The organism is Levilactobacillus tujiorum (assembly GCF_012641185.1).
In the GTDB taxonomy this organism is placed as follows: Bacteria; Bacillota; Bacilli; order Lactobacillales; family Lactobacillaceae; genus Levilactobacillus; species Levilactobacillus tujiorum.
Map to the genome: position 1 here is coordinate 53,531 of NZ_JAAXLK010000015.1, position 20,962 is coordinate 74,492.

General features: G+C 47.2%; 16 protein-coding genes and 3 pseudogenes. 6 read left to right on the top strand and 13 right to left on the bottom strand.

Annotation, left to right across the window (positions count from 1 at the left end; translation table 11 throughout):
• Positions 1–61 precede the first annotated feature (61 nt).
• Genes mvk through fni form a run of 4 tightly spaced genes read left to right on the top strand, consistent with a single transcriptional unit; the run spans position 62 to position 4,167 of the window.
• A complete protein-coding gene (gene mvk, locus HF569_RS08430) occupies positions 62–1,009 on the top strand; it encodes a mevalonate kinase (RefSeq protein WP_168902083.1) in 948 nt (315 codons plus the stop codon).
• Positions 1,006–1,983 carry a diphosphomevalonate decarboxylase gene (gene mvaD / locus HF569_RS08435; protein ID WP_168902084.1) on the top strand — a complete coding sequence of 326 codons (978 nt, stop codon included), beginning with the start codon at positions 1,006–1,008 and terminating at the stop codon, positions 1,981–1,983. The genes mvk and mvaD overlap by 4 nt, the downstream gene beginning before the upstream one ends.
• Positions 1,984–2,042: 59 nt before the next feature.
• The gene (locus tag HF569_RS08440) at positions 2,043–3,116 is read left to right on the top strand and encodes a phosphomevalonate kinase (protein WP_168902085.1); all 1,074 of its coding nucleotides are present in this window, start codon (positions 2,043–2,045) and stop codon (positions 3,114–3,116) included.
• A 10-nt stretch (positions 3,117–3,126) separates the two neighbouring features.
• The gene (gene fni, locus HF569_RS08445; protein WP_168902086.1) at positions 3,127–4,167 is read left to right on the top strand and encodes a type 2 isopentenyl-diphosphate Delta-isomerase; all 1,041 of its coding nucleotides are present in this window, start codon (positions 3,127–3,129) and stop codon (positions 4,165–4,167) included.
• Positions 4,168–4,256: 89 nt separating this feature from the next.
• On the opposite strand, the gene HF569_RS08450 is transcribed toward fni, so the two are convergent.
• Positions 4,257–5,627 (bottom strand): RsmF rRNA methyltransferase first C-terminal domain-containing protein, encoded by a 1,371-nt coding sequence (locus tag HF569_RS08450; RefSeq protein ID WP_168902087.1) that lies wholly within the window; start codon positions 5,625–5,627, stop codon positions 4,257–4,259.
• Between the two features lie 198 nt (positions 5,628–5,825).
• On the opposite strand from HF569_RS08450, the gene HF569_RS08455 reads away from it, so the two are divergent.
• Complete coding sequence (locus HF569_RS08455; protein ID WP_168902088.1) at positions 5,826–6,638, top strand: Cof-type HAD-IIB family hydrolase; 813 nt, start codon at positions 5,826–5,828, stop codon at positions 6,636–6,638.
• 154 nt (positions 6,639–6,792) lie between these two features.
• Here the strand turns inward: HF569_RS08455 and HF569_RS08460 are convergent, their stop codons facing one another.
• The 6 genes from HF569_RS08460 to HF569_RS12415 form a co-directional block, all read right to left on the bottom strand.
• Positions 6,793–7,941, bottom strand: coding sequence for an ArgE/DapE family deacylase (locus tag HF569_RS08460; RefSeq protein WP_168902089.1), 1,149 nt, complete (start codon positions 7,939–7,941; stop codon positions 6,793–6,795).
• A gap of 330 nt (positions 7,942–8,271) precedes the next feature.
• Positions 8,272–9,906, bottom strand: coding sequence for a glycoside hydrolase family 43 protein (locus HF569_RS08465; RefSeq protein WP_168902090.1), 1,635 nt, complete (start codon positions 9,904–9,906; stop codon positions 8,272–8,274).
• Positions 9,907–10,014: 108 nt separating this feature from the next.
• Positions 10,015–10,890 carry a helix-turn-helix transcriptional regulator gene (locus HF569_RS08470; RefSeq protein ID WP_168902091.1) on the bottom strand — a complete coding sequence of 292 codons (876 nt, stop codon included), beginning with the start codon at positions 10,888–10,890 and terminating at the stop codon, positions 10,015–10,017.
• A gap of 65 nt (positions 10,891–10,955) precedes the next feature.
• A complete protein-coding gene (gene glpK / locus HF569_RS08475) occupies positions 10,956–12,455 on the bottom strand; it encodes a glycerol kinase GlpK (RefSeq protein WP_168902092.1) in 1,500 nt (499 codons plus the stop codon).
• Between the two features lie 176 nt (positions 12,456–12,631).
• On the bottom strand, positions 12,632–12,895 hold the full coding sequence (locus HF569_RS08480) for a 2-hydroxymuconate tautomerase (protein WP_211089686.1): 264 nt from the start codon (positions 12,893–12,895) through the stop codon (positions 12,632–12,634).
• A 271-nt stretch (positions 12,896–13,166) separates the two neighbouring features.
• Positions 13,167–14,321: a restriction endonuclease subunit S gene (locus HF569_RS12415; protein ID WP_232842597.1), complete on the bottom strand. Its 1,155-nt coding sequence runs from the start codon at positions 14,319–14,321 to the stop codon at positions 13,167–13,169.
• 104 nt (positions 14,322–14,425) lie between these two features.
• On the opposite strand from HF569_RS12415, the pseudogene HF569_RS08490 reads away from it, so the two are divergent.
• Positions 14,426–14,929 (top strand): annotated as a pseudogene (locus tag HF569_RS08490) (restriction endonuclease subunit S); the annotation flags it as partial.
• On the opposite strand, the gene HF569_RS08495 reads toward HF569_RS08490, so the two are convergent.
• From HF569_RS08495 to HF569_RS08515, 6 genes and pseudogenes are all read right to left on the bottom strand, one after another.
• On the bottom strand, positions 14,922–15,839 hold the full coding sequence (locus tag HF569_RS08495) for a site-specific integrase (protein WP_168902093.1): 918 nt from the start codon (positions 15,837–15,839) through the stop codon (positions 14,922–14,924). The pseudogene HF569_RS08490 and the gene HF569_RS08495 overlap by 8 nt on opposite strands.
• Positions 15,840–15,997: 158 nt before the next feature.
• Positions 15,998–17,212, bottom strand: a complete 1,215-nt coding sequence (locus tag HF569_RS08500) for a restriction endonuclease subunit S (protein ID WP_168902094.1) — start codon at positions 17,210–17,212, stop codon at positions 15,998–16,000.
• Positions 17,209–18,855, bottom strand: coding sequence for a type I restriction-modification system subunit M (locus HF569_RS08505; RefSeq protein WP_168902095.1), 1,647 nt, complete (start codon positions 18,853–18,855; stop codon positions 17,209–17,211). The genes HF569_RS08500 and HF569_RS08505 overlap by 4 nt, the downstream gene beginning before the upstream one ends.
• Entirely contained in the window at positions 18,852–20,522 is a 1,671-nt protein-coding gene (locus tag HF569_RS12600; protein ID WP_332870970.1) for a type I restriction endonuclease subunit R, EcoR124 family, read from the bottom strand. The genes HF569_RS08505 and HF569_RS12600 overlap by 4 nt, the downstream gene beginning before the upstream one ends.
• Before the next feature lie 48 nt (positions 20,523–20,570).
• Positions 20,571–20,825 (bottom strand): annotated as a pseudogene (locus tag HF569_RS12525) (DEAD/DEAH box helicase family protein); the annotation flags it as partial.
• 44 nt (positions 20,826–20,869) lie between these two features.
• Positions 20,870–20,962 (bottom strand): annotated as a pseudogene (locus HF569_RS08515) (IS5-like element ISLpl3 family transposase); the annotation flags it as partial.

Below are 20,962 nucleotides of genomic sequence, written 5' to 3' on the forward strand. Positions count from 1 at the left end.
GACAATCAGTAGAGTATGATATTCTGGTAGGAATTTTAATGAAGAAAGTGAGCGAGTACCCTTGGGAAGAACGGTCCACGGAAAAAGTAATGCCAAAATCATTCTAATCGGTGATCACAGCGTGGTGTACGGTCAACCAGCCATTGCTTTGCCACTACCCTCGGTGACGACTAACGTCACTATCCGTGAAACAGCCACCGGCCAACGACTAAACAGCCGGTACTTTGACGGACCAATCAGTCGTTTAGGCCAGAACTTAGCCGGCGTTGCTAAGCTCATCGACACCTTACTCACCCGGTTTGACGGTCAACAAACGCCCTTTGAAATGACCATTACCAGTGATCTGCCTGCTGAACGGGGGATGGGATCATCCGCGGCAGTTGCGGTTGCCATTACGCGCGCACTCTACGCCTTCTTTGAGCGACCATTGAACCGTGACCTCTTGCTCGCCGATGCCGAAATTGCCGAGAAAATTACCCACGGCAACCCGAGTGGCATTGACGCGGCGACGGTCAGTTCAAACGTTCCCATCTGGTTCGTGCCACACCGGGAGACCACCCAGATTCCCTTTGCCTTACAAGGTTACCTGGTCATCGCCGATAGTGGCATCAAGGGTCAGACTGGTAAGGCCGTTGCCGCCGTGGCGCGACGCCAAACGACGATGCCCACTGAAACCAACCAGCAGATTCAGACGTTAGGTCAACTCAGTGTGGCCGCCCGCGCAGCCTTGGCTAAACCCGACCTGCGCCAACTCGGTCAAATCATCAGCGATGCTCAGCAGCAATTACAGGGGCTGGGCGTGAGTTCGCGTGAACTGGACCATCTCACCCAGGTTGCCACGGCTAACGGCGCGCTGGGGGCTAAATTGACCGGTGGCGGGATGGGCGGCTGTCTGATTGCCCTGTGTCCCGACCGGTCAACCACCCAACGGGTTCAACAAAGTTTAGTTGATGCCGGCGCAACCGCCACCTGGATCGAAGCCTTTAATTTAGAGGAGGACCCCCAATGAACGCAGCTGTAACTGCACGAGCACACACCAATATTGCGTTAGTTAAGTACTGGGGCAAAGCGAATACTGACCTCATCATCCCCCAAACCAGTAGCTTGTCACTCACGTTGGATCAATTTTATACTGAGACGACGGTCGCCTTCGATGAGGGGCTGACGAGTGACCACGTTTCGGTCAACCACCAAGTGCTGACTGCTCAACAAGCTAGCAAAGTACATAATTTCTTAAACCTAGTGCGCCAGCAGTCCTCGCGCACCTCTTTTGCGCGGGTCACCTCGGTCAATCATGTGCCAACGGCTGCGGGACTGGCTTCTTCTGCTTCCGCCTTCGCGGCCTTAGCGGGGGCTGCTAGCCGTGCTGCGGGGCTTTCGTTGGATCGCACCGCGCTCTCCCGCCTCGCGCGCCGCGGTTCGGGCTCCGCAACGCGGTCCATCTTTGGTGGCTTCGTTGAATGGCACGCTGGGCATGACGATCTTAGTTCATACGCGGTTCCGTTGATTGAAAAGGTGGACTGGCCGATCGCCGTTGTCGCTTTAATCCTTGACTCTCACCACAAGAAGGTCAGTTCTCGGCAAGGGATGCAAAATAGCGTGAACACGTCACCCTACTATCCTGCTTGGAAGCAGATTGTCGCCGACGACCTCGCTGCCATCAAGCCAGCCATCCTTGCCCAAGATTTCACCACGGTAGGTGAAACGTTGGAGTCCAATGCCATGCGGATGCACGCGTTAACACTGAGTGCTTGGCCACCTTACAGTTACTTCAACGGTGATACCCTAACCGCCATGCAAACGGTCAAATTGCTCCGCCATGAAGGGATTGAATGCTATTATACGTTAGACGCTGGCCCTAACCTCAAGATCTTCTGTAAGGCTACCAACGTCGCCACGATTCAGACACGCTTGGCACAACAATTTGGTGCCGACAACATCATCGTGGCGCAGCCCGGACCGGGCATTCAATTTCTAGATTAGCTTTAAGTCAACTCAAAACAATTTTAAAATATGCTATGTTACAGAAGGGACCTGATTTTTTGATTTCCGCGCAAGCACCCGGAAAACTCTATATTGCTGGTGAATACGCCGTCGTCGAACCGGGATATCCGGCAATTATCGTTGCCTTGAACCAGTTCGTTACCGTGACGATCACACCAAGTCACGACTACGGGCGAATCGCCTCCAAACAATACCAAGAGAACTCTCTTTACTGGCAACGCCAGGGAAGTGAGCTCGTTTTTGACAATCGGGATAATCCCTTTCACTACATCTTATCTGCGATTCGTCTGACTGAACAATACGCGCAGTCACTAGGCAAGCCCTTGGCGATCTATCACCTAAACGTGAATAGTGAGCTGGACAGCGCCGACGGTAAGAAGTACGGTCTGGGCTCCTCAGCCGCTGTTACCGTAGCCACCGTCAAGGCGTTATGCCAATTCTATGATATTACGATGCCTAAGGACCGCCTCTTCAAGTTGGCCGCTATTGCCCACCTAGATGTTCAAGGCAACGGCTCCTTGGGTGACATTGCAGCCTCCGTCTACGGTGGTTGGATTGCCTATCAAGCTTTCGACCGTGACTGGCTGGCTTCCGCTCGGCGTGAGATCAAGCTCAGCGACCTCCTCAATATGGACTGGCCCGGACTGCAGATCGAACTCCTGACGCCACCCGAATCTCTTCGCCTCATGATTGGCTGGACCGGAACTCCCGCCTCAACCTCTCATTTGGTTGATAAGGTGGCGCTATTTAAAGCAACCCGGCGAGATGACTACCACGCCTTTCTACGTGAGAGTAAAGCCTGCCTGCAACGCATGATCGCTGGCTTTCACGCCCAAGACTTAGCTGCCATTCAAGCCGAAATTGGCATCAATCGTCAGTTGCTCAATCGCCTAGCTGACTTGAGCCACGTAACCATTGAAACCACGTTGCTCAAAACGATGTGCGACGTGGCCGTTCACATCGGCGGTGCCGCCAAGTCTTCTGGCGCCGGTGGCGGGGACTGTGGTATCGTCATTATCAATGCGGCCAAGGATTTAGCCGGTCTATTACGCGAGTGGGAACACCGCGGCATCGAGCCCCTAAAATTGAATGTCCATCACGTGATTGAATAAGGAGATCATTATGGAACAGCTTTCACGCCACGCCCATCGAAAAGATGAACACCTTTCGTTGGCCGAAAAATTCTACGAACCCCGCGCCACCAGCCAATTCGATCAGCTCCGTTTTATTCATCAGAGCCTGCCCGAGATGTCCTATGACCAGGTGGATCTTCACACCCAGCTGGGACCGCTCACTCTGCCGGTGCCTATGATGATCGAAGCAATGACCGGTGGCAGTCCCCGGACTGGTAAAGTAAACGCGATGCTGGGCAGAATCGCAGCGGCGACTGGTATGCCGGTCGCCAGCGGCTCACAGAGCATTGCGCTCAAAGATGCCCGGGCCGTCCCTACGTTTAGCGTCTTACGTGAAAACAATCCGGATGGCCTGATCTTCGCTAATATTGGCGCCGGTCACTCGGTCGCCCAAGCTCGGGCTGCGGTGGAAATGCTGGCGGCCGATGCGCTTGAGATTCACATCAACGCTGCTCAGGAGCTCGTGATGCCTGAAGGTGACCGTGACTTTCACTGGCTCGCCGAAATTGGTGAAATCGTGGCAGCCCTAGACGTCCCCGTCATCGTCAAAGAGGTGGGCTTCGGGATGGCTCACGAAACGCTCAGCCAACTGGTCCAAGTAGGCGTACAATACGTTGATCTAGGTGGTCGCGGCGGCACTAACTTCGCGCAAATCGAAAACTTTCGGCGCCCAGAAAAGGAGCTCACTTACCTCGCGGGCTGGGGACAATCCACTGTCGAATCGCTACTCGAAGCGCGGCAGGTACCTGACCTCACCGTGATTGCTACCGGTGGAATTCGGCAGCCTCTGGATGTCGCAAAGGCCCTCGCCTTGGGCGCTACCGTCGTGGGAAGTGCCGGTCACATTCTCCACAGTCTGATTAAAACCGACGAAGCCACCACGACTGCCCAACTACTGGACTGGCAAGTCGGCTTAAAAACCATTATGACCCTACTGGGCGTGCAAAATGTAGCCGAGCTACGGCAACAACGCCTCCTGCTATCCCCAGAATTGGAGAGTTATTGTCGACAGCGCCAACTAACTTATTAGAAATGCTCAGCACAACAAAATCCCCAGTGAACGGCCGGTCAATGTCATCGACCACCATTCACTGGGGATTTTTTATTGTCTTCTAGTCGTTAAACCATCACATTATCCGTATCATACACGGTGAACCGTAACCCTTTAGGGAAGAAATTCTTGACGGTGTTTCCCACGACTTTACCAAAACCAACTGGTTGGTCGGCACACGTCAATAAATACCAGCCCTTTTGTGGCGCTGTTTCTAGCGTAAACGTTTCGCCGTGGACCCAAGCCTTCCATTGATCCGTCGTAATGGACAGCACCTGTTGAACGGTATGGGGATCACTGGCTAAAGCCAACGCATACGCCGGCTCAAACCGGTTCTTCTTGAACATTCCCAGGTGTAATCCGGGCCGAAAAACGTGGCACTTTTTGAGATCCGGCAGCCCAGCCGGAACCGCAAAGAGCTGATCCTTAACCGTGACCAAGTCGGGAAACTCACTGACACCGACTTGCTGGGCAAATGACTGCCACAATTTACGCTGATCGGCCGTCAAGGGGTTACCTAACTTCGCTTGTCCGTGAACAGCTCGGCCATCACCAGCAGCGCGTTCCAGCTTAGCAACGAAGTGCCCTTCACCTGACATTAAGTGGGGGAACAGCCGCGCTGCCTTCGCCAGCTCTGGATTCCCATCGGCCCACTCAGGACGGGCATCGACCACGCCGCCGACCTTCTTAATCGGCACAAGCCGGAAGTCGGGGAAGTTCTTCAAGACCCAGGCCATCATCTGCTCGTCTTCCTCCGGCGCAAAGGTACAAGTGGAGTAAATTAGCTGGCCCCCTGGCTTAACCATTTTTAAGGCTTCCGTCATAATTTCCCGTTGCCGCGTCGCACACTCTTGAACATAATCGAGTGACCAGTAAGACATCGCCTCCGGGTCCTTGCGAAACATGCCCTCACCGGAACAAGGTGCATCCACCAGTACCTTATCAAAGTAGTCAGTGAAGACGGGGCTCAACCGATCTGGCGAGTCGTTTAAAATCACGGCACTCCGCACACCGAAGCGCTCCACGTTCTCCGCTAGAACCTTAACCCGCTTACGATTAATTTCATTGGTCACCAATAGCCCCGTGCCCTGAAGGTAACTGGCCAAATGGGTGGTCTTCCCGCCTGGCGCTGCGCACAGATCCAAGACTTTTTCTCCCGGCTGAGGAGCAGCGGTTGCGCCAACAAACATGGCACTGGGTTCCTGACTATAAACGGCCCCGCTCTGGTGGGTCAACGTACGACCCCCAACTGCGCCAAAGTGGCCCCATGGCTCATAGGGAACCTCCGGGGTAGCGGTCAACTCTGCTGGCAAGTGGTGCCGCGCCGGATTGATTCGGTACCCGCTCAGACTAGTCGTTTCAAAACTCGCTAAGAAATCGTCAGCCTCCGCTCCCAGCAGTTGGCGATACTTGGTTATAAAATCCTTAGGTAAATTCACCGTTATTCCTCCATATTGCATGCTACAATTAATTAGTTGCTATATACATAATGCTAGAATTGTCACTTTCACTTCGCCTATTATACCCGTTTCTCCATGAGAGCACTACCCCATCTCCGATTGAAATGGATGCAACTCAGGCCAAACTATGGTAAATTGAAAGGGTTACTTTACTTCAAAAATGCGAGGTGTTCTCTGTTGGAACGAAAATTAATCGCCATTGATTTAGATGGCACCACTTTAAATGCGGACGCCCAGATCTCGGCTAAGACCAAGGCCGTTTTAACTCAGGCCCGCGAAGCCGGTCACATCGTCAGCATTGTTACGGGACGACCGAACCGCATCTCGTCAAACTTTTACGACGAGCTTCACCTGGATGGCCCCATGATTAACTTTAATGGTAGTCTCGGCCACATCCCCCACGAACACTGGCAAGGGGAATACCAATACACGTTCAACAAGGAAGTGGCGTTCGACCTGCTCGCCCACCGCGATGAGCTGGGGATCAATATGATTGCGGCTGAAGGTAAGAATCTTTTTCTCGCCGTTCGGCAGCACCCAGTCGAAGTCGGCTTCTTTCCCACCGTTCTTAAATCTAACGAAATTTTAAATCACAAGACGTTACAAGAGAACCCTACAAGTCTGACAGTAGCGGTCGACCGCAGTCATCAGGAACACCTGCTCAGCTATCTCCAACACCATTTCAGCGACATCATTGACGCCGCTCCCTGGGGTGGTCCCAATTCGGTGGTTGAGTTAGGCGTCAAGGGCGTGCAAAAGGCCACCGGCGTGGAAGCTCTGGCCCACCATTACCACATTCAGCGTCAGAATATCATTGCCTTCGGTGACGAACATAACGATAGCGCAATGATTGATTACGCTGGTTGGGGCGTTGCCATGCAAAACGCCACTGCACCAATCAGACGACTGGCTAATGACGTGACCGAGCTGGATAATAATCACGACGGCTTAGCCCATTATTTACAGAACTACCTTCAGCTTGCTGAATAGGAATACCATCTTTTATACTAACTGGTCGCACAATAAAGCGTCTGAAAAAGTGTGAGGATCTACACATTTCCTGTAGATCCTCACACTTTCTCAGGCGCTTTTAAGTCGTTCAAATTAGCTACCTTCGAATTTTTCTAGACTGTTTTCTCTGTAATCATTCCCCCAGATAAGCCGTCATGAGCTTCTGATAGAGGACGGTGAAGTCCAAGTACATCTGTTGCTCAACGTACTCATCGACTTGGTGAGCCGTCTCGTTACCGGGACCAAACACGATGAAGGGATAGTTATGTCCCTTATCCTTCAACAGATTAGAAGCATCGGTTACCGCTGGTAAGGCCAGCTTAGGAATCGGCGCGCCCGCATAACCAGCGCCAATCGTTGCTGCCAGATTACTGAGCTCATTGTCGCGCGGCTCTTCAACTGGCGACTGTGACATATAAATATCCATCGTCACGCGTCCACCTTGTTCGTTCTCCTGGGTGACCAGTTGCTGTAAAACCTGTGTTACGGTGGCATTATCAAATTCGGGAATCGTCCGGATGTTCATCTCGGCAGTCGCCGTCTCAGGAATCGAGTTAACCTGATTACCACCGTTGAATACGGTCGTATTGAACGTTAGTTTACCCAGCACGACACTCTCACGGTCAGTCTTACGAAAGGCAGTATTTGCCTGATTCAGCAGCGTGAGCAAAGGATCGATGGCATTCTGGCCCAGCTCCGGCATCGAACTATGAGCCGCCTTGCCTTGCGACGTTAGTTTCACGTCCATCGAGCCCTTATGCGCAGAGAAGATGTGATATCCCGTAGGCTCACCGATGAGTAACGCGTCGACATCATTCATGGTACCCGCTTCGTAAAAGGCTTCCGAGCCAGTCTCGCCAACTTCTTCACCGACAGTTGCCATCAGTCGAATCGCGCCATGTTCCGGCTTACCCGCGGCGTGCAATTCAATCATCGCAATCACGAGGGCAGCCAGACCGGCTTTCATATCCGTAATTCCCCGGCCAAACAATTTTCCCGCCTGAGCGGTCACTGTGAACGGATCATGCTGCCAAGTAGCCACATCCCCGGGAGAAACCACATCCATATGACCGGAAACACCCAGGACGGGATGTCCCGTGCCAATCTCGGCGATCAGGTTTGCCCGCGTGTCACTCAGCGGAATCAACCGGGCTTGAATGTCGTGCGCTGCAAATAATTTTTGTAAATACGTCGCCACATCTTGCTCATGATCATTGACCGACTGAATTGCCACCAAATCCGTCAGAATCTTTACTTTCTGTTCATCTGTAAACACTGCCATCGCTGATTCCTCCTTAATTACCTAAATTGTAACGCAATCCCACCGTGAACACATGATTTTACATTTCTCATTAACAGCTTGTAAGATTGGGGAACATTGCTATATACAATATCCTTGATATAGCCCTTTGGCAAGCTAATATTTATTGGTTTTCGGCTTGTTTTAGTTTTGAGAGGACTTGTGCACCCAGTAATAATCATATTGTATTATACATAAAGCGGTTAGTCAGCGTTTAGAGATAGCCGTCCAATTAAATTTTCCCTTTTGGAGTATAAAAAAGACATTTCACCAGAGAAACCAGTCTCTCATGAAATACCTCTTCTCATCGACTTAACCCTGATTCTCCGTCATAAACCAGCTGAAGTCCGCATAGGATTCCCGCCGATAAGCGTCCCAAGCGCCGATACCGACCATCAACCCGGTAAAGCCATCGACATCCTCGTCCGACAGGTAGCTAATGTCGACTGGCTTTCCTACCGGCGTCCACTGTTCGTTAACATTTTCACGCCAAGCGAACTGTGCCTGCGCATCATTGGTGCTGACCCGTAATTCGGCGGCTGAACTAGCCACGGGGATCTTAACCGGTTCCAGCTCGGTCCGTTCGCCCTGCTTGGCCTGCACGACATCCAACACCGTTTGATCGTTAATTTCATCGTAGCTCAACCGTTCAAATAACCAGTTGTGGTTGTCATAATACAGAACGAGCCCCGCGGACTGCGAGAAGTGAATCGGCTTGAATTTCACACTCGTCGTGGCAGTCTCGTAGAAACTTGTCACCGCGGTCGCCATGAGAGAAACGTCCATCCGCGAGAAGAATGATTGCCGCCCTCGCATCCGTAGTCCTTGATTATTCAAGTTCAACCAGTCCTTGGTCGGCCGACTATATGGAGTTAACCAGTGAACATCTAACTCTGATTTTCCAAAGTCATCGACCAGATTAAACGGTCGCTGTGGGCGATCCAGCTCGACCCCCGTCATTCCTGGGGTCGTTGCCTTAGCTAAATTGCTACCATCGGCCATCCGTAACCAGCCGTCCGCGGTCCACTGCATTTTCTGAAGTGACGTTTCGCGGCCTAAAATTGAGTGTAGCCCGGGCAAAGGTCGTGCGGATAAGTGGGCAACGTACCATTCGCCGGTCTGCGTAGAAACCAGCGACCCGTGACCAGCCTTTTGTAGGGGCGCATCCGGGTTGTACAGATCTGACCGCCCCGCATCCGGATCATTCCGCCGATAATAGTAGTAAGGGGTCGACGTGATGATGGGATTCTTAGGATCGGACTCGTACGGCCCAGAAATTTGCTTGGAGCGCTGTAAGACCACGGCATGACCGTAGCCGGTGCCACCCTCCGCCGTCATCAAGTAGTAGTAGCCATCGTGCTTATACAGATGAGGCGCTTCCTGGGCACCACGATCCGTTCCACCCCGCGTAATCCGGACGGGATCACCCACTAACTTTTGTTGTTGCGGATCGAATTCTTCCAACACGATTGCGCCGGGATGTTGATAGCCCAGCCGCGTCTCCCATTCGAGCGTCACGACCCATTTGCGGCCATCGTCGTCATGAAAGAGTGAGGGATCAAACCCAATTGAGTTTAAGTAGATCGGCTTGCTCCATGGTCCCAGGATGCTAGTAGCCGACATCGTATAATTATCGGCATCAAACATCCGGCCATCCTGATTATTCATCTTGCTATAGGTCATCCAAAATAATTTGGTCTGCGCATCATAGGACAGGTCCGGTGCCCAGATGCCGCCGGGAGTCATGGTTCCCCGCAGATCCACCTCGGGAACATCAGCCAGCGGATGGGCAATCAGATCCCAGTTAGCGAGATCCTTGGAATGAAAGATTTGAATGCCCGGATTCCAGTGAAACGTTGACGTGGCAATATAGTAGTCCTCACCCACCCGTAGGATTGACGGATCGGGGGTGAAGCCCGGTAAGATTGGATTTTTAATTTCAGTCATCATTAAGACTCCTTAACTTTTGTTGTCACTCGTTTTTAAAACGCTTACAGTAATCATTGTAACCAAATCCTGCCCACAAAAAAGAGGATAATTCGTTTAAAACTATCCCTAATTCGTACTATTTGTTTTCAGCTCCTTGAGATATTCCCGGGGCGTCTGGTGAAAATGTTTCTTGAATTCCCGCGTAAAATGGCTGGGTGCTGCGTAAGCGAGCTTAGCCGAAACCTCATTAATGCGGGCCCGGGGCTGCTGCAATAGTTCCTTAGCCGTGGTCAATTTTAAATTAATGAGATACTGCTGCGGCGACTCATGATAATATTTCTGAAAAAGTTTCAGGGCATAGCTTTGCGAAATGTTTCGCCCCGCAACAATTTTAGCCACTGAGAGCGGCTGAGGTACGGCGGCGTGGTAGACCTGATAATCCAACTGTGCTTTGAGATCGCTGGCTAACTGATGACACAGTCTGAATTGGTCCACGTCCGCCGCTTGGGGTGAGAATTTACCAGTGGCCTTCAAATCCTTCACCAACGTCATAATCACATCAATCACGCTGACTTGAAGATCCAGTTGATCCGCCAGCGTATAATTTGGCCCAATCATCGCGATTAGCGCTTCCGCCTGTTGCTTTAGCTGCGAATAAATCGCATCCTGGGGCGTAATAATTCGGCCGGCATACTCGCGAATCAACAAATACCGTAGCGCCGGATCGTCCAAATTAAAATGCAGACAGAAATAAGTCATGGCACGATGATCCAACGCAAAATTGGCGTGCCGCGTCTCAATCGGAATGATCGCCAATTCTCCCGCCTGGAGCACTAACTCCTCTGTCTCTGTAATCGTCCGCTGCCGGCCTTTTAAAATATACATCAACTCAAAGGCGGGATGCTCCTCCGCCGGCCACTGCCAATCGGCGGGAACCGTCTCTAAGTGACCCCCAAATAATGTGAAATGCGTGTTAATGACTGGCAAATAGTCGAGCGCCATCTCGCAACTCCTCCTAACAAAAAACTACCACCGACCAACGCGGTCAATGGTAGCCTATTATCTCTCTAATCTTCAAAAGCCTGCGTTGCCTTAATGGCCGCCTGCCAACCTTGGTAACATTTTTCACGTTTATCAGCCGTCATCTGCGGCGTGAATTCATCGCGTAAAGCGTGCATCTGGCGAATAGCATCCATATCCGGCCAGAATCCAACGGCTAGACCAGCTAAGTATGCTGCTCCGAGCGCCGTCGTCTCATTGATGGCAGCTCGTTTGATCGGCGTATCTAAGATATCGGCCTGGAACTGCATGAGGAAGTTGTTGTTCGCGGCGCCACCATCGACACTCAGTGACTGAATGTTCAGGCCCGTTTCGTTCGTCATCGTATCCACAACGTCCCGCGTCTGGTACGCAATCGCTTCAACCGTTGCCCGGACGAATTGTTCACGCGTGGTTCCCCGGGTCAAGCCGAAGACGGCACCCCGAGTTTCCTGATTCCAGTACGGTGCTCCGAGACCGGTAAAGGCTGGGACGACGTAGACATTACCCGTAGTTTTCGCATCAACGGCCATTTTCTCGGATTCACTGGCGTGCTCAAAGAACCGCATCCCATCACGCAGCCACTGTACGGCAGAACCCGCCACAAAGATGGACCCTTCCAAGGCATACGTGACCTTGCCATTCAGTCCGTAGGCGATCGTCGTCAGTAGTCCATTGTGCGACAGCGTTGGCTCTTCACCGGTGTTCATCACGATAAAGGCCCCGGTACCATACGTGTTCTTGACCATCCCTTTGTCAAAGGCGGTCTGCCCAAACAAAGCGGCCTGTTGATCTCCGGCAATCCCGGCAATTGGCACTTGTACCCCAGAGAAGGTGTACCCCGCCGTGTAGCCGTAAATTTCAGATGATGACCGTACTTCTGGCAACATGGCCGCCGGAATGTTCAGCCAGTTTAAAATATCGTCATCCCATTTAAGATCATGAATGTTGTAGAGCATGGTCCGGCTGGCGTTCGTGTAGTCGGTAGCGTGTACTCGCCCACCCGTCAGCTTCCAGAGGATCCAGGTATCAATCGTCCCGAAGAGTAGTTCGCCGCGTTCAGCGCGCTCCTGGGCCCCTTCAACGTGATCCAAGATCCAGCGAATCTTAGTCGCAGAGAAGTAAGAGTCAATGACTAACCCGGTCTTATCATGAATGGCTTCGGTGTACCCGTCTGCCTTCAGTTGATCGGCCAGATCACTGGTTTGCTTGGATTGCCAAACCACCGCATGATAAATCGGTTCGCCAGTCTTCTTATCCCACACAATGGTGGTTTCCCGTTGATTGGTGATCCCAATGCCGCGCACCTTGTAAGGTTGAACGTCCGAATCAATCAGTGCATCGGAAATGACGGATTGGACCGCGTTCCAGATTTCATTGGCATCGTGTTCGACCCAACCAGGTTGGGGGAAGTATTGATGGAACTCCCGTTGTGCCTGTCCTGCAATTTGGCCGTGCCGGTCGAATAAAATAGCCCGAGTACTTGTTGTCCCCTCGTCAATTGCCATCATGTATTGTTGATCATTCATTGTCATAGACTCTCCATTCATTCGTTGTTAGCAACGGCCTAGATTCACCGTGATATCGCACTTGTTTCTAGTATACCGAAAAGTGTACGCCGCGCCAAACGTTTTTGCAAATGAAACCGCCACCAAGACGACTAAATCGGGGTTGGTGGCGGTTTATAAGATTCTGGAAAATTTAATTACTTTTCGTCGCTCTTTAAAACGCCAGCCACGCCGTAACGGTTAGGTTGCATTTCACGGAGGATCACGTGGACGTGTTCGGCTGGTGCACCAGTATTCTTAGTCACCGCAGTGGTCACGTCTTGAACTAAAGCCTTGAGCTGGTCTTGTGAACGACCGGCGATTAAATCGATGTTAACAATTGGCATTGTTTTCGTTCCCTTCTCTTTATGGATATGGCTATTATACCGGTTAACGTGATGGGCGACAAGAAATATAACCAAAATAATGCTTGGTGGTAGTCACTTTTGTTAGACATCATCAATTAATTGATCAACTAAACTAAAAGACGACTGATCGGCTTGGCTGGTTCCAAAGAGTGTGATAAATATACATGAATCTTAGTGAATTTTGAATTTTCTTCGATTCTGGTTGATCTGCTAGGTGTTCCATCTTTTTGAGACAAATCCAACTCTGAAATTTTAGATTTTTCGTGGAAATCCGACCACACATTACGAATTGTATTCATCACTTTTATCTAAATCATTTATTGCATCAGCGGGAGTTGTTTTGTTTTGTTTGATATGGGTAACGTTCATTGGCAACGATAAGGTTCTCAATAATATCAAGTAAACCGCTAATCCTGCTTTGTTCTTTAATCTCTGGAACATGAATAGACATTTCCAAAAAAGTGGCTTCATGGACACGCTTTGCCTTTCTTGAGCCATTTGCAATACTCCCTTGTTTGACATAAAACCTTCTTTGCAGAACTGAATACAATAAAAATTTCGAATTAATCTTTATAGAAATGTCGAATGCAGGAGAATCGATTGTAGATTCAAAATTATTTAAACTCTTAGGAACTATGCCAAACGCCGCATGTAAAAAGTCCAATTTGCCATACATAAGCTGTCCTGTATGACGAACATAATACTTGGTGTTTTCACTACCCTTTCTCCAATTATTTACCTTCGGAACAACCCCTTTTCCCCATAGCTTAACAGTAAGTTTCTTAGAATTCGATCCACTTGAGCCTTTAATTAGGCTTTCTGTCAGGTAATCATTTAGCTTACGCTGCTCCCAAGGAAGCGTGAAGCCATCAAATCTCCAAAATCGATTGAACATGTTCTGTAGCAATAACCTTTTTAACCTTTTTAACTCAAATACCTTTTTCTCACTTGTAACGATAAGCCTATCCATTTTCAGTAAAACTTCAGCAATTTTTTCTTGTTCGTCTAATGATGGTGTAATAACTTTTATGCTCTTTAAAAGATTGAATTTTAAATTCCAAGTATCGGACGTCAATCCCTGAGAATTACTTTGAAATACCTGAAGCATTTTAGTTTGCTTGAATGCATATGAAAAGAAGCGAGTACTTACACCGTGTTTTGGTAATAATACCGTGTACGCAGGGCTCACAATTCCATCATATGAAGATCTCCCACTTGCGCCTTGCCACATCCGCATAGAGTTGTATGCTATATCGTTTTTTCGCACTACACGGTAGTTACTTTTGTCTTTACTAGAATTGTCTTTTCTCTCTAATGTTCTAGCCTTAACAATCCCACTATCAATGGTTACCGATAAGAGTTCGCCCTTAGAGGAACGTTCCGTTCTTTCGTCCAAAAAGTCGCCAATAGGACCGATAATCCAAGGATTATAGCAAGATTTAAAACGAACTCTGGGGATAAAACTTTTGCTGTCCATCATTTTTATTACCTCATGTTCCTAATTGTTTAACGCCAAATTAGCTTACGCTGCTCCCAAACATAACCCAATTTATTAAGTAGAAATCGCCACTTGCTTGGGAGCAGCGTAAGTTAGGAGAAGTAATTATTGTCAACTCTGGACGAGATTATAAATCTCTTGGTTCTGGTAGTGTCCCAGTCTATGGAACTGGCGGATATTTGCGGTCTGTTGACAAATCACTCTCTAATGTCGATGCAGTTGGCGTAGGGAGAAAGGGTACAATTGACAATCCTCAGTTTTTGCGAGCACCATTTTGGACTGTTGATACGCTTTTCTTTCTTACAGTTCGAGACTCGGAAAAGTTTGACCTTAAGTTTCTTTTTTATTTATCTGCATGTATCAATTGGAAAAAATATGATGAATCAACCGGAGTCCCAAGTTTGTCAAAAAGAACAATTGAAAAGATTAAGGTGTTTGTACCCGATGTTGATGAGCAAATAAGGATCGGTCAAGAGTTACAGCAACTAGACAACCTTATCGTTGCCAATGAACGACAAGACAAAATTGCACCAACTAAGTTGGCGCAATTTTGTCCTTTCTTTTTAATTCATTTCGAATACTTTAAATAAGACTTGCTAAATGTTTCATCACCTTATCATTGTCCTGATTTTCCAATTCTTGAATAATATGAATATAAGTTTGTTGTGTTGTTGTCATATTAGAGTGACCTAATCTACGAGCTACTGAAGCAATGCTTACCCCAGCGTACAATAATAATGACGCATGCGTATGTCTAAGCCCATGAACCGAAATTACAGGAACCTGTGCCTTCTTGCATAAACGTTCTAAATAATGATTTACCGTATCGTTATAAACCTTCCCTTTGACAAAAATTGGCTGATCACCCGGCAAGTGCTTAGTTAGCTGAGAAAATTGAATGACCGTCTGCCAGTCCAAAGGTATTTTACGGACTGATGATTCATTTTTAGTTGGCGCAAATCCTCCAACATTTGATTTGTAATCCCACGTCTTATCAACCGTCAGAGTTTGATGTGCGAAATCAAATGAATCTGGTGTTACTCCTAAAGCTTCTGCAAAACGCAAACCAGTTTTAGCAATTAACAGAATAAAATAATCCCAATTTACCTCACCCTCCAACTCAAGCTCATTTAATAATGCTTGGAGTTCATATTGATGAAGATACTTAATCTTATGCTGCTGATGAGCTGTGCCCTTTATGATTGCTTTTCGCGTTGGATCACGATCTAAAAGCCCCTCTTCCAAAGCATCCAGCAAAGCACTCTTAAGATGCCGATGGAAGTCCATTGTCGTCTGTCTCTCATGAGTCTCTGCATAATCATTGAGTAACTGTTGATAGGTGAGACGCGTCAGTTCATGTATTCTTAGATTCGGCGCCAACAATGCAAGTTGCTTACAGGTCATCTCATACTTGCGATAAGTAACTGGTCGGACGGCCCCTACCTTATAAAGTTCCATCCACTGTTTAAAGTACTGCCAAAAACGTACATCATCTTCCATTTTGAATACCTCCCCAAAATAAATAAGCCATCTAACGGTCTTCACGTTAAACAACTTATTTATACCTGAATCATTATTCAAAATGCGAGTGATACGAATCGATTCTTAAGTATCCTTTCACCCATTGGCAGCGCCAATACTACATTGGACATAATTAATTAAACAAACATATTCTGCATCAAATACTTCTTCAATTGTTTGAGTTGGTCCAACTTTTTCTCATTGGCAACGATAAGGTTGTCAAATTCAAAAAACAAATCACCAATATTTTGCCTCTCCTGACTTTTTTCAGGTACCTTCAAGCTAAATGATTTCAAGTTCTTAAAGTAAAGTCTTGTCCGGGTCCCTCCTTTTTTTTGTTCCAAAGCAAATTTTGCGAATGAGGAACTATTGTTAAGATAGTACAAAATAAACTTCTGATCTCTTGGAACAATTGCAGAAAACACCGGATATTCTTTACTAACTAAAACGTCTGTTGAAAAATTATTTTGATTAAAATGAAATTTGGCATCGTCCGACATATGACGATATGTGATAAATCCCTTTGGGAGCAGGTGAAACATAACTGTATTTTGATTTTTCTCATCTGAACGATCGAAGTAATCCTTTTGCAACCATAAGCCACTTCTTGAAGAAGTTGCAATCGGTAAGTTCAATGATCCTAAAACCTTCTTATCAAGTTCTCTTACTAATTTTCCAAGCTTACGCTGCTCCCAAGGATCATTGAACCCTTCAAATCTCCAAACGAGGTCAAAAATATTCCTTAACAATAGCTGCTTAAGCTTTCGAGTATCACTTACCACTTTATCAGTTTCAACGATAAGGTGGTCAATTTTCTTCAAGAGAAGACCTACCTTTCTCTGCTCTATTCTTAAAGGTAACTTTATCGGCATCTGGAAAAAGACATTATCCTTAATCGCAAATCTATCAGCACGCGCGCCAGAATCACCATTTTTATACATAAATTTATACCAACGAGTACTTTTAAAGTAATACTCAAGATATAAACTATCAGCCTCAAATAATCTAAACACTAAATATAATGGGGACATAACCCCTATTCTATCCAATCCATTATGTCTAATCGGCCCATAAGGAGCCTGCTTAGAAATCCTAGGATTATATACAAAATCGTTTGGCTTTACCACATAATATGAACTTAAATTTTTACGATTTGAGATTTGTTTGTCAAAGTACTGATTTTGATCAACAATGCCCCATTCTGCAGAATTAGTGAACGTATCTGAGTATTTGTTATCACGATTTTTTTCAGTAACTCGTTGAGCTATTTCTCCTAATATAATTTCTTTCCAATTCCCCTCAAATCCCCGAAACCGAATCCGGGGTACCATCTTTTTATTATTATCCATCATTTCAAAATCCTCTTAATAGCCTCAAGCTGCTGTTGAGCGACAGCGTCTTGACCAACTAAATCGTCCAACATGTCACCCAAATCAGATTGCAAGGACTTAATCTGATTATTTGTGTCTTTAATATCTGCCACCAGCTTATCAACATCTACCGGTGGTTCTTCTTCGAACGTATCCACATAACGTGGAATGTTTAAGTTGAATTCGTTTTCCTTAATCTCGTCCAACGTCGCCACGTGCGCGTATTTATCAACATCCTGACGAGCTTTATAGGTATCAACAATCTTATCAATATCTTCATCACGGAGAATATTTTGATTTTTGCCCTTTTCAAAGTGCGCTGACGCATCAATGAAGAAGATATCCTTCGTCGGCTTATGCTTTGAGAAGACCAAAATTGTCGTCGGAATTGACGTGGAGTAGAACAACTTCGCTGGCATCCCGATTACGGCGTCCAAGTAATTCTTCTCAATAAGTGCTTGCCGAATCTTTCCTTCCGCTGCTCCACGAAACAACACATCATGTGGCAAAACGATTGCCATACGGCCTTGATCCGATAAGTGGTAAAGCCCATGAAGCAAGAAAGCAAAATCAGCCTTTGAAGCTGGCGCCAACTTGCCGTAATCCTTGAAGCGTGGATCCTTCAGCTTATTAGCATTGTTATCCCACTTACTAGAGTAAGGCGGGTTAGCAACCACCGCGTCAAAATTCCGTGGATGGTCCACACCATCCGCATCGGTACCATCGGGCCAATCCATTTCCAAGGTATCTGCATTCCGTAAATCCATATTCTGATAATCTACGCCATGCATCATCAGATTCATCCGCGCCAAATTATAGGTAGTTGTATTCAATTCTTGACCATGGAAGTGTACGCGATCATGGAATCCGGCCTCATTCAAAGCTTCTTGAACAGTCAACAGCAATGAACCAGACCCCATCGTTGGATCATAAACCGTGAATTGTGAGTCTCCCGCCTTAAAATCAATCGTCACCAATCTTGCTAAGACTTTTGAGACCTCGTGAGGTGTATAGAATTCCCCTGCCTTTTTTCCGGAATTTCCAGCAAACTTGGCAATCAGATATTCGTAAACATCCCCCAAGATATCGTGACCACTCTCATCGTTATATTCGAATTCATCAACCAATTTAACGATCCGACTCAGCGCTTGTGCCCGTGAGACAGTACTATTTCCTAATCGAGAGTTCCCTAAATTAACATCGTTAAAGATACCTCGGAAATCCTGTTGCGAGTTGGGATTAATCTGTGCATTTTGATTAAAATCATCAAACATATCTTGAAAATCCGATGGCTTGATTCTACTATTCTTCACTTTTTCTGTGATCGTCCGCCAAGTAAATTGTGGCGCAATAGCGTAACCCAGTTCACTTGCCGCATCTTCGAGATAGTCCTTAATTTCGTCTTCAGGAACCTTGAGGTAAGCCTCGTTAACCGACTCTCCATTTGCCAAATCAAACAGTCCTGAGCGCTTCCAGTGCATCTCCTGGTGCTCCGATAAGTACCGGTAGAACATAAATCCTAAAATGTAATTCCGAAATTCACTGGCATCCATGTTCCCTCTTAAATCATTGGCCATGGCCCACAGCTGTGATGTGATGTCCTGTGCTTCTTCTCTCTTGCTCATAATGGCTCCTTAAATTCTTGATTGATTTGATCTGCAAACTTGCTGAACTCATTCCGCAATTCATTACGGTATTTAATCTTAGATAACTGCCGAATATCTTCATCAAGGGCATCTGCCTTGTAATACTTCTGCCCGCCAGTGATGATATTAGTCACCTCATTATTTTCGTTTAAATCATCATTGCCAACCACGTGGCGATCCAACGCTGAATTGATCCAATCACGAACGCCCTCGGCATCGACCAGGCCCCACTTCGTTCGAAATTCTACGATGGCGGCCCGACGACTCCGCTTGTTATGCTCGTCTAATATTCCCTTAACATCGTCAGCCTTAACCGGATAAGACTTAACTAACCCCGATGCTAATTGATTATTGTGAACATCTGAGGTCATCCGCTTGATTTGCTTACCATACTGCCGATCATCCAATTGATCTGCCAAATCATTAATGCGTTGATAGCTCTTATCAGCTGCATCTGTTTCGCCAGCATTGGTTTCATTAAGAAACTGGGCAATTAGTTCTTCCAAGTAGTCATAATCGACTTCAACTTCATTGACGTGCTCCATCTCTAGCTTAAAATCACTATAAACGACGCTACCGTCATTACCACCAATTGGCTTTAACTTATCCTCAAGCTCATTGGCAATAGTAGCGGTCAGCCGAACTTCTTGGTCCTCACTGATCCCGATTTCAGCCAGCAACGCATCAGGATTATCATAATCATACCGATCATCCTGCTTAAGCAACGCAATCTGATGATTATATTGTTTTAACAGTTGAAATGCCTGCTGTTGCTCAGCTGTGCCTCGTGGAATCTGTTGGTACTCATCCGTTAAGTCCGCTAACTGCTCCAACACCTTGATCGTCGATTCCTTGGTTTCTTCGAATGTTGGGGCGACCACGCCGGTATCTTTACCATTGTCAGACACATCAATCACTCCCGGTAGGTCAATCGGGACATCTGCAGAATGCGGATCCGCATAAATCTTCAGCGCATCATTCATCAGCTTTTCAGCTTGTGCTGGCCATCGGTAATTAACAATTCGCCCATACGGTTTATGCTGCATATCTTGAATGCGGTTAGTTCGGGAATAGGCTTGAATCAAGTTAGCCCCTTGGAGTGTTCGATCAACGTATAAGGTATTCAAATGGGGCGCATCAAATCCCGTTAACAATTGATCAATCACAATGACGATGTCCAAATAATCAGCCGGATCATTGCTAACGGTTCGGTTCAACCGCGAGACAACATCTTCCGTATAGCCGCGAACGTTATCGTCACCAAACGTCGTTCCAAATAACTGATTATACGCCATCATCGCCCGATGCAATCCCGTATTGGTTCCGAGCATATTTTCACCATTTGAATTATCCTGACTAAAGGTAACTGCAACCTTCAACTGGTGGTCAGCATCAGCCTCCGCGTTACGTCGCTGAAATTCATCAAAATACTTCATCGCCATTGGTGAAGATGCTTTACGACCACCAACATGAGTTGTCAAGAGCGCGCTGTATCGACCATTCACAGAACGATTACGCCATTTTTTGATAATATCATCGACCACGAGTTTGACGTGATCTTCATTATCATCATATACACCAGAATTAACGGTATCATCCATATCCTCACGTGACAGATGATCAATCTTATAATTGATCTTCTCCATCGTCCAGTCTGGATGCTCACGCTGATAAAATTGTGGCAAATACTGACTCTTTAAAACGTCTTCAGATAACGTTGTATTAAAATCGACCTTGAAACCCAGTACGTTACGATCAGCAATTGCTTCACGAATCGTATAAGCATGTAACAGATTGCCAAATATTTCACGCGTGGTAATACCATCAAAGCGCGGTGTTCCCGTATAACCGACCCACGCCCCATGCGGAAACCCATCCTTAGCACGTTGCAGCATATCACCCGCTGTCGAACGATGAGCTTCATCTACAATGAATACGATATTTTGCTCGGGCCGTTTAAAACTCTTTCTTTGAACTAGGGTCCGTCTGAAAACTACTTAAGTAAGATGCAAATTGAGGCAATGTAAACCGTAGCCAGATAAACATGAGCGAGCTTATCATAACGCGTTGCAATCCTACGAAAGTT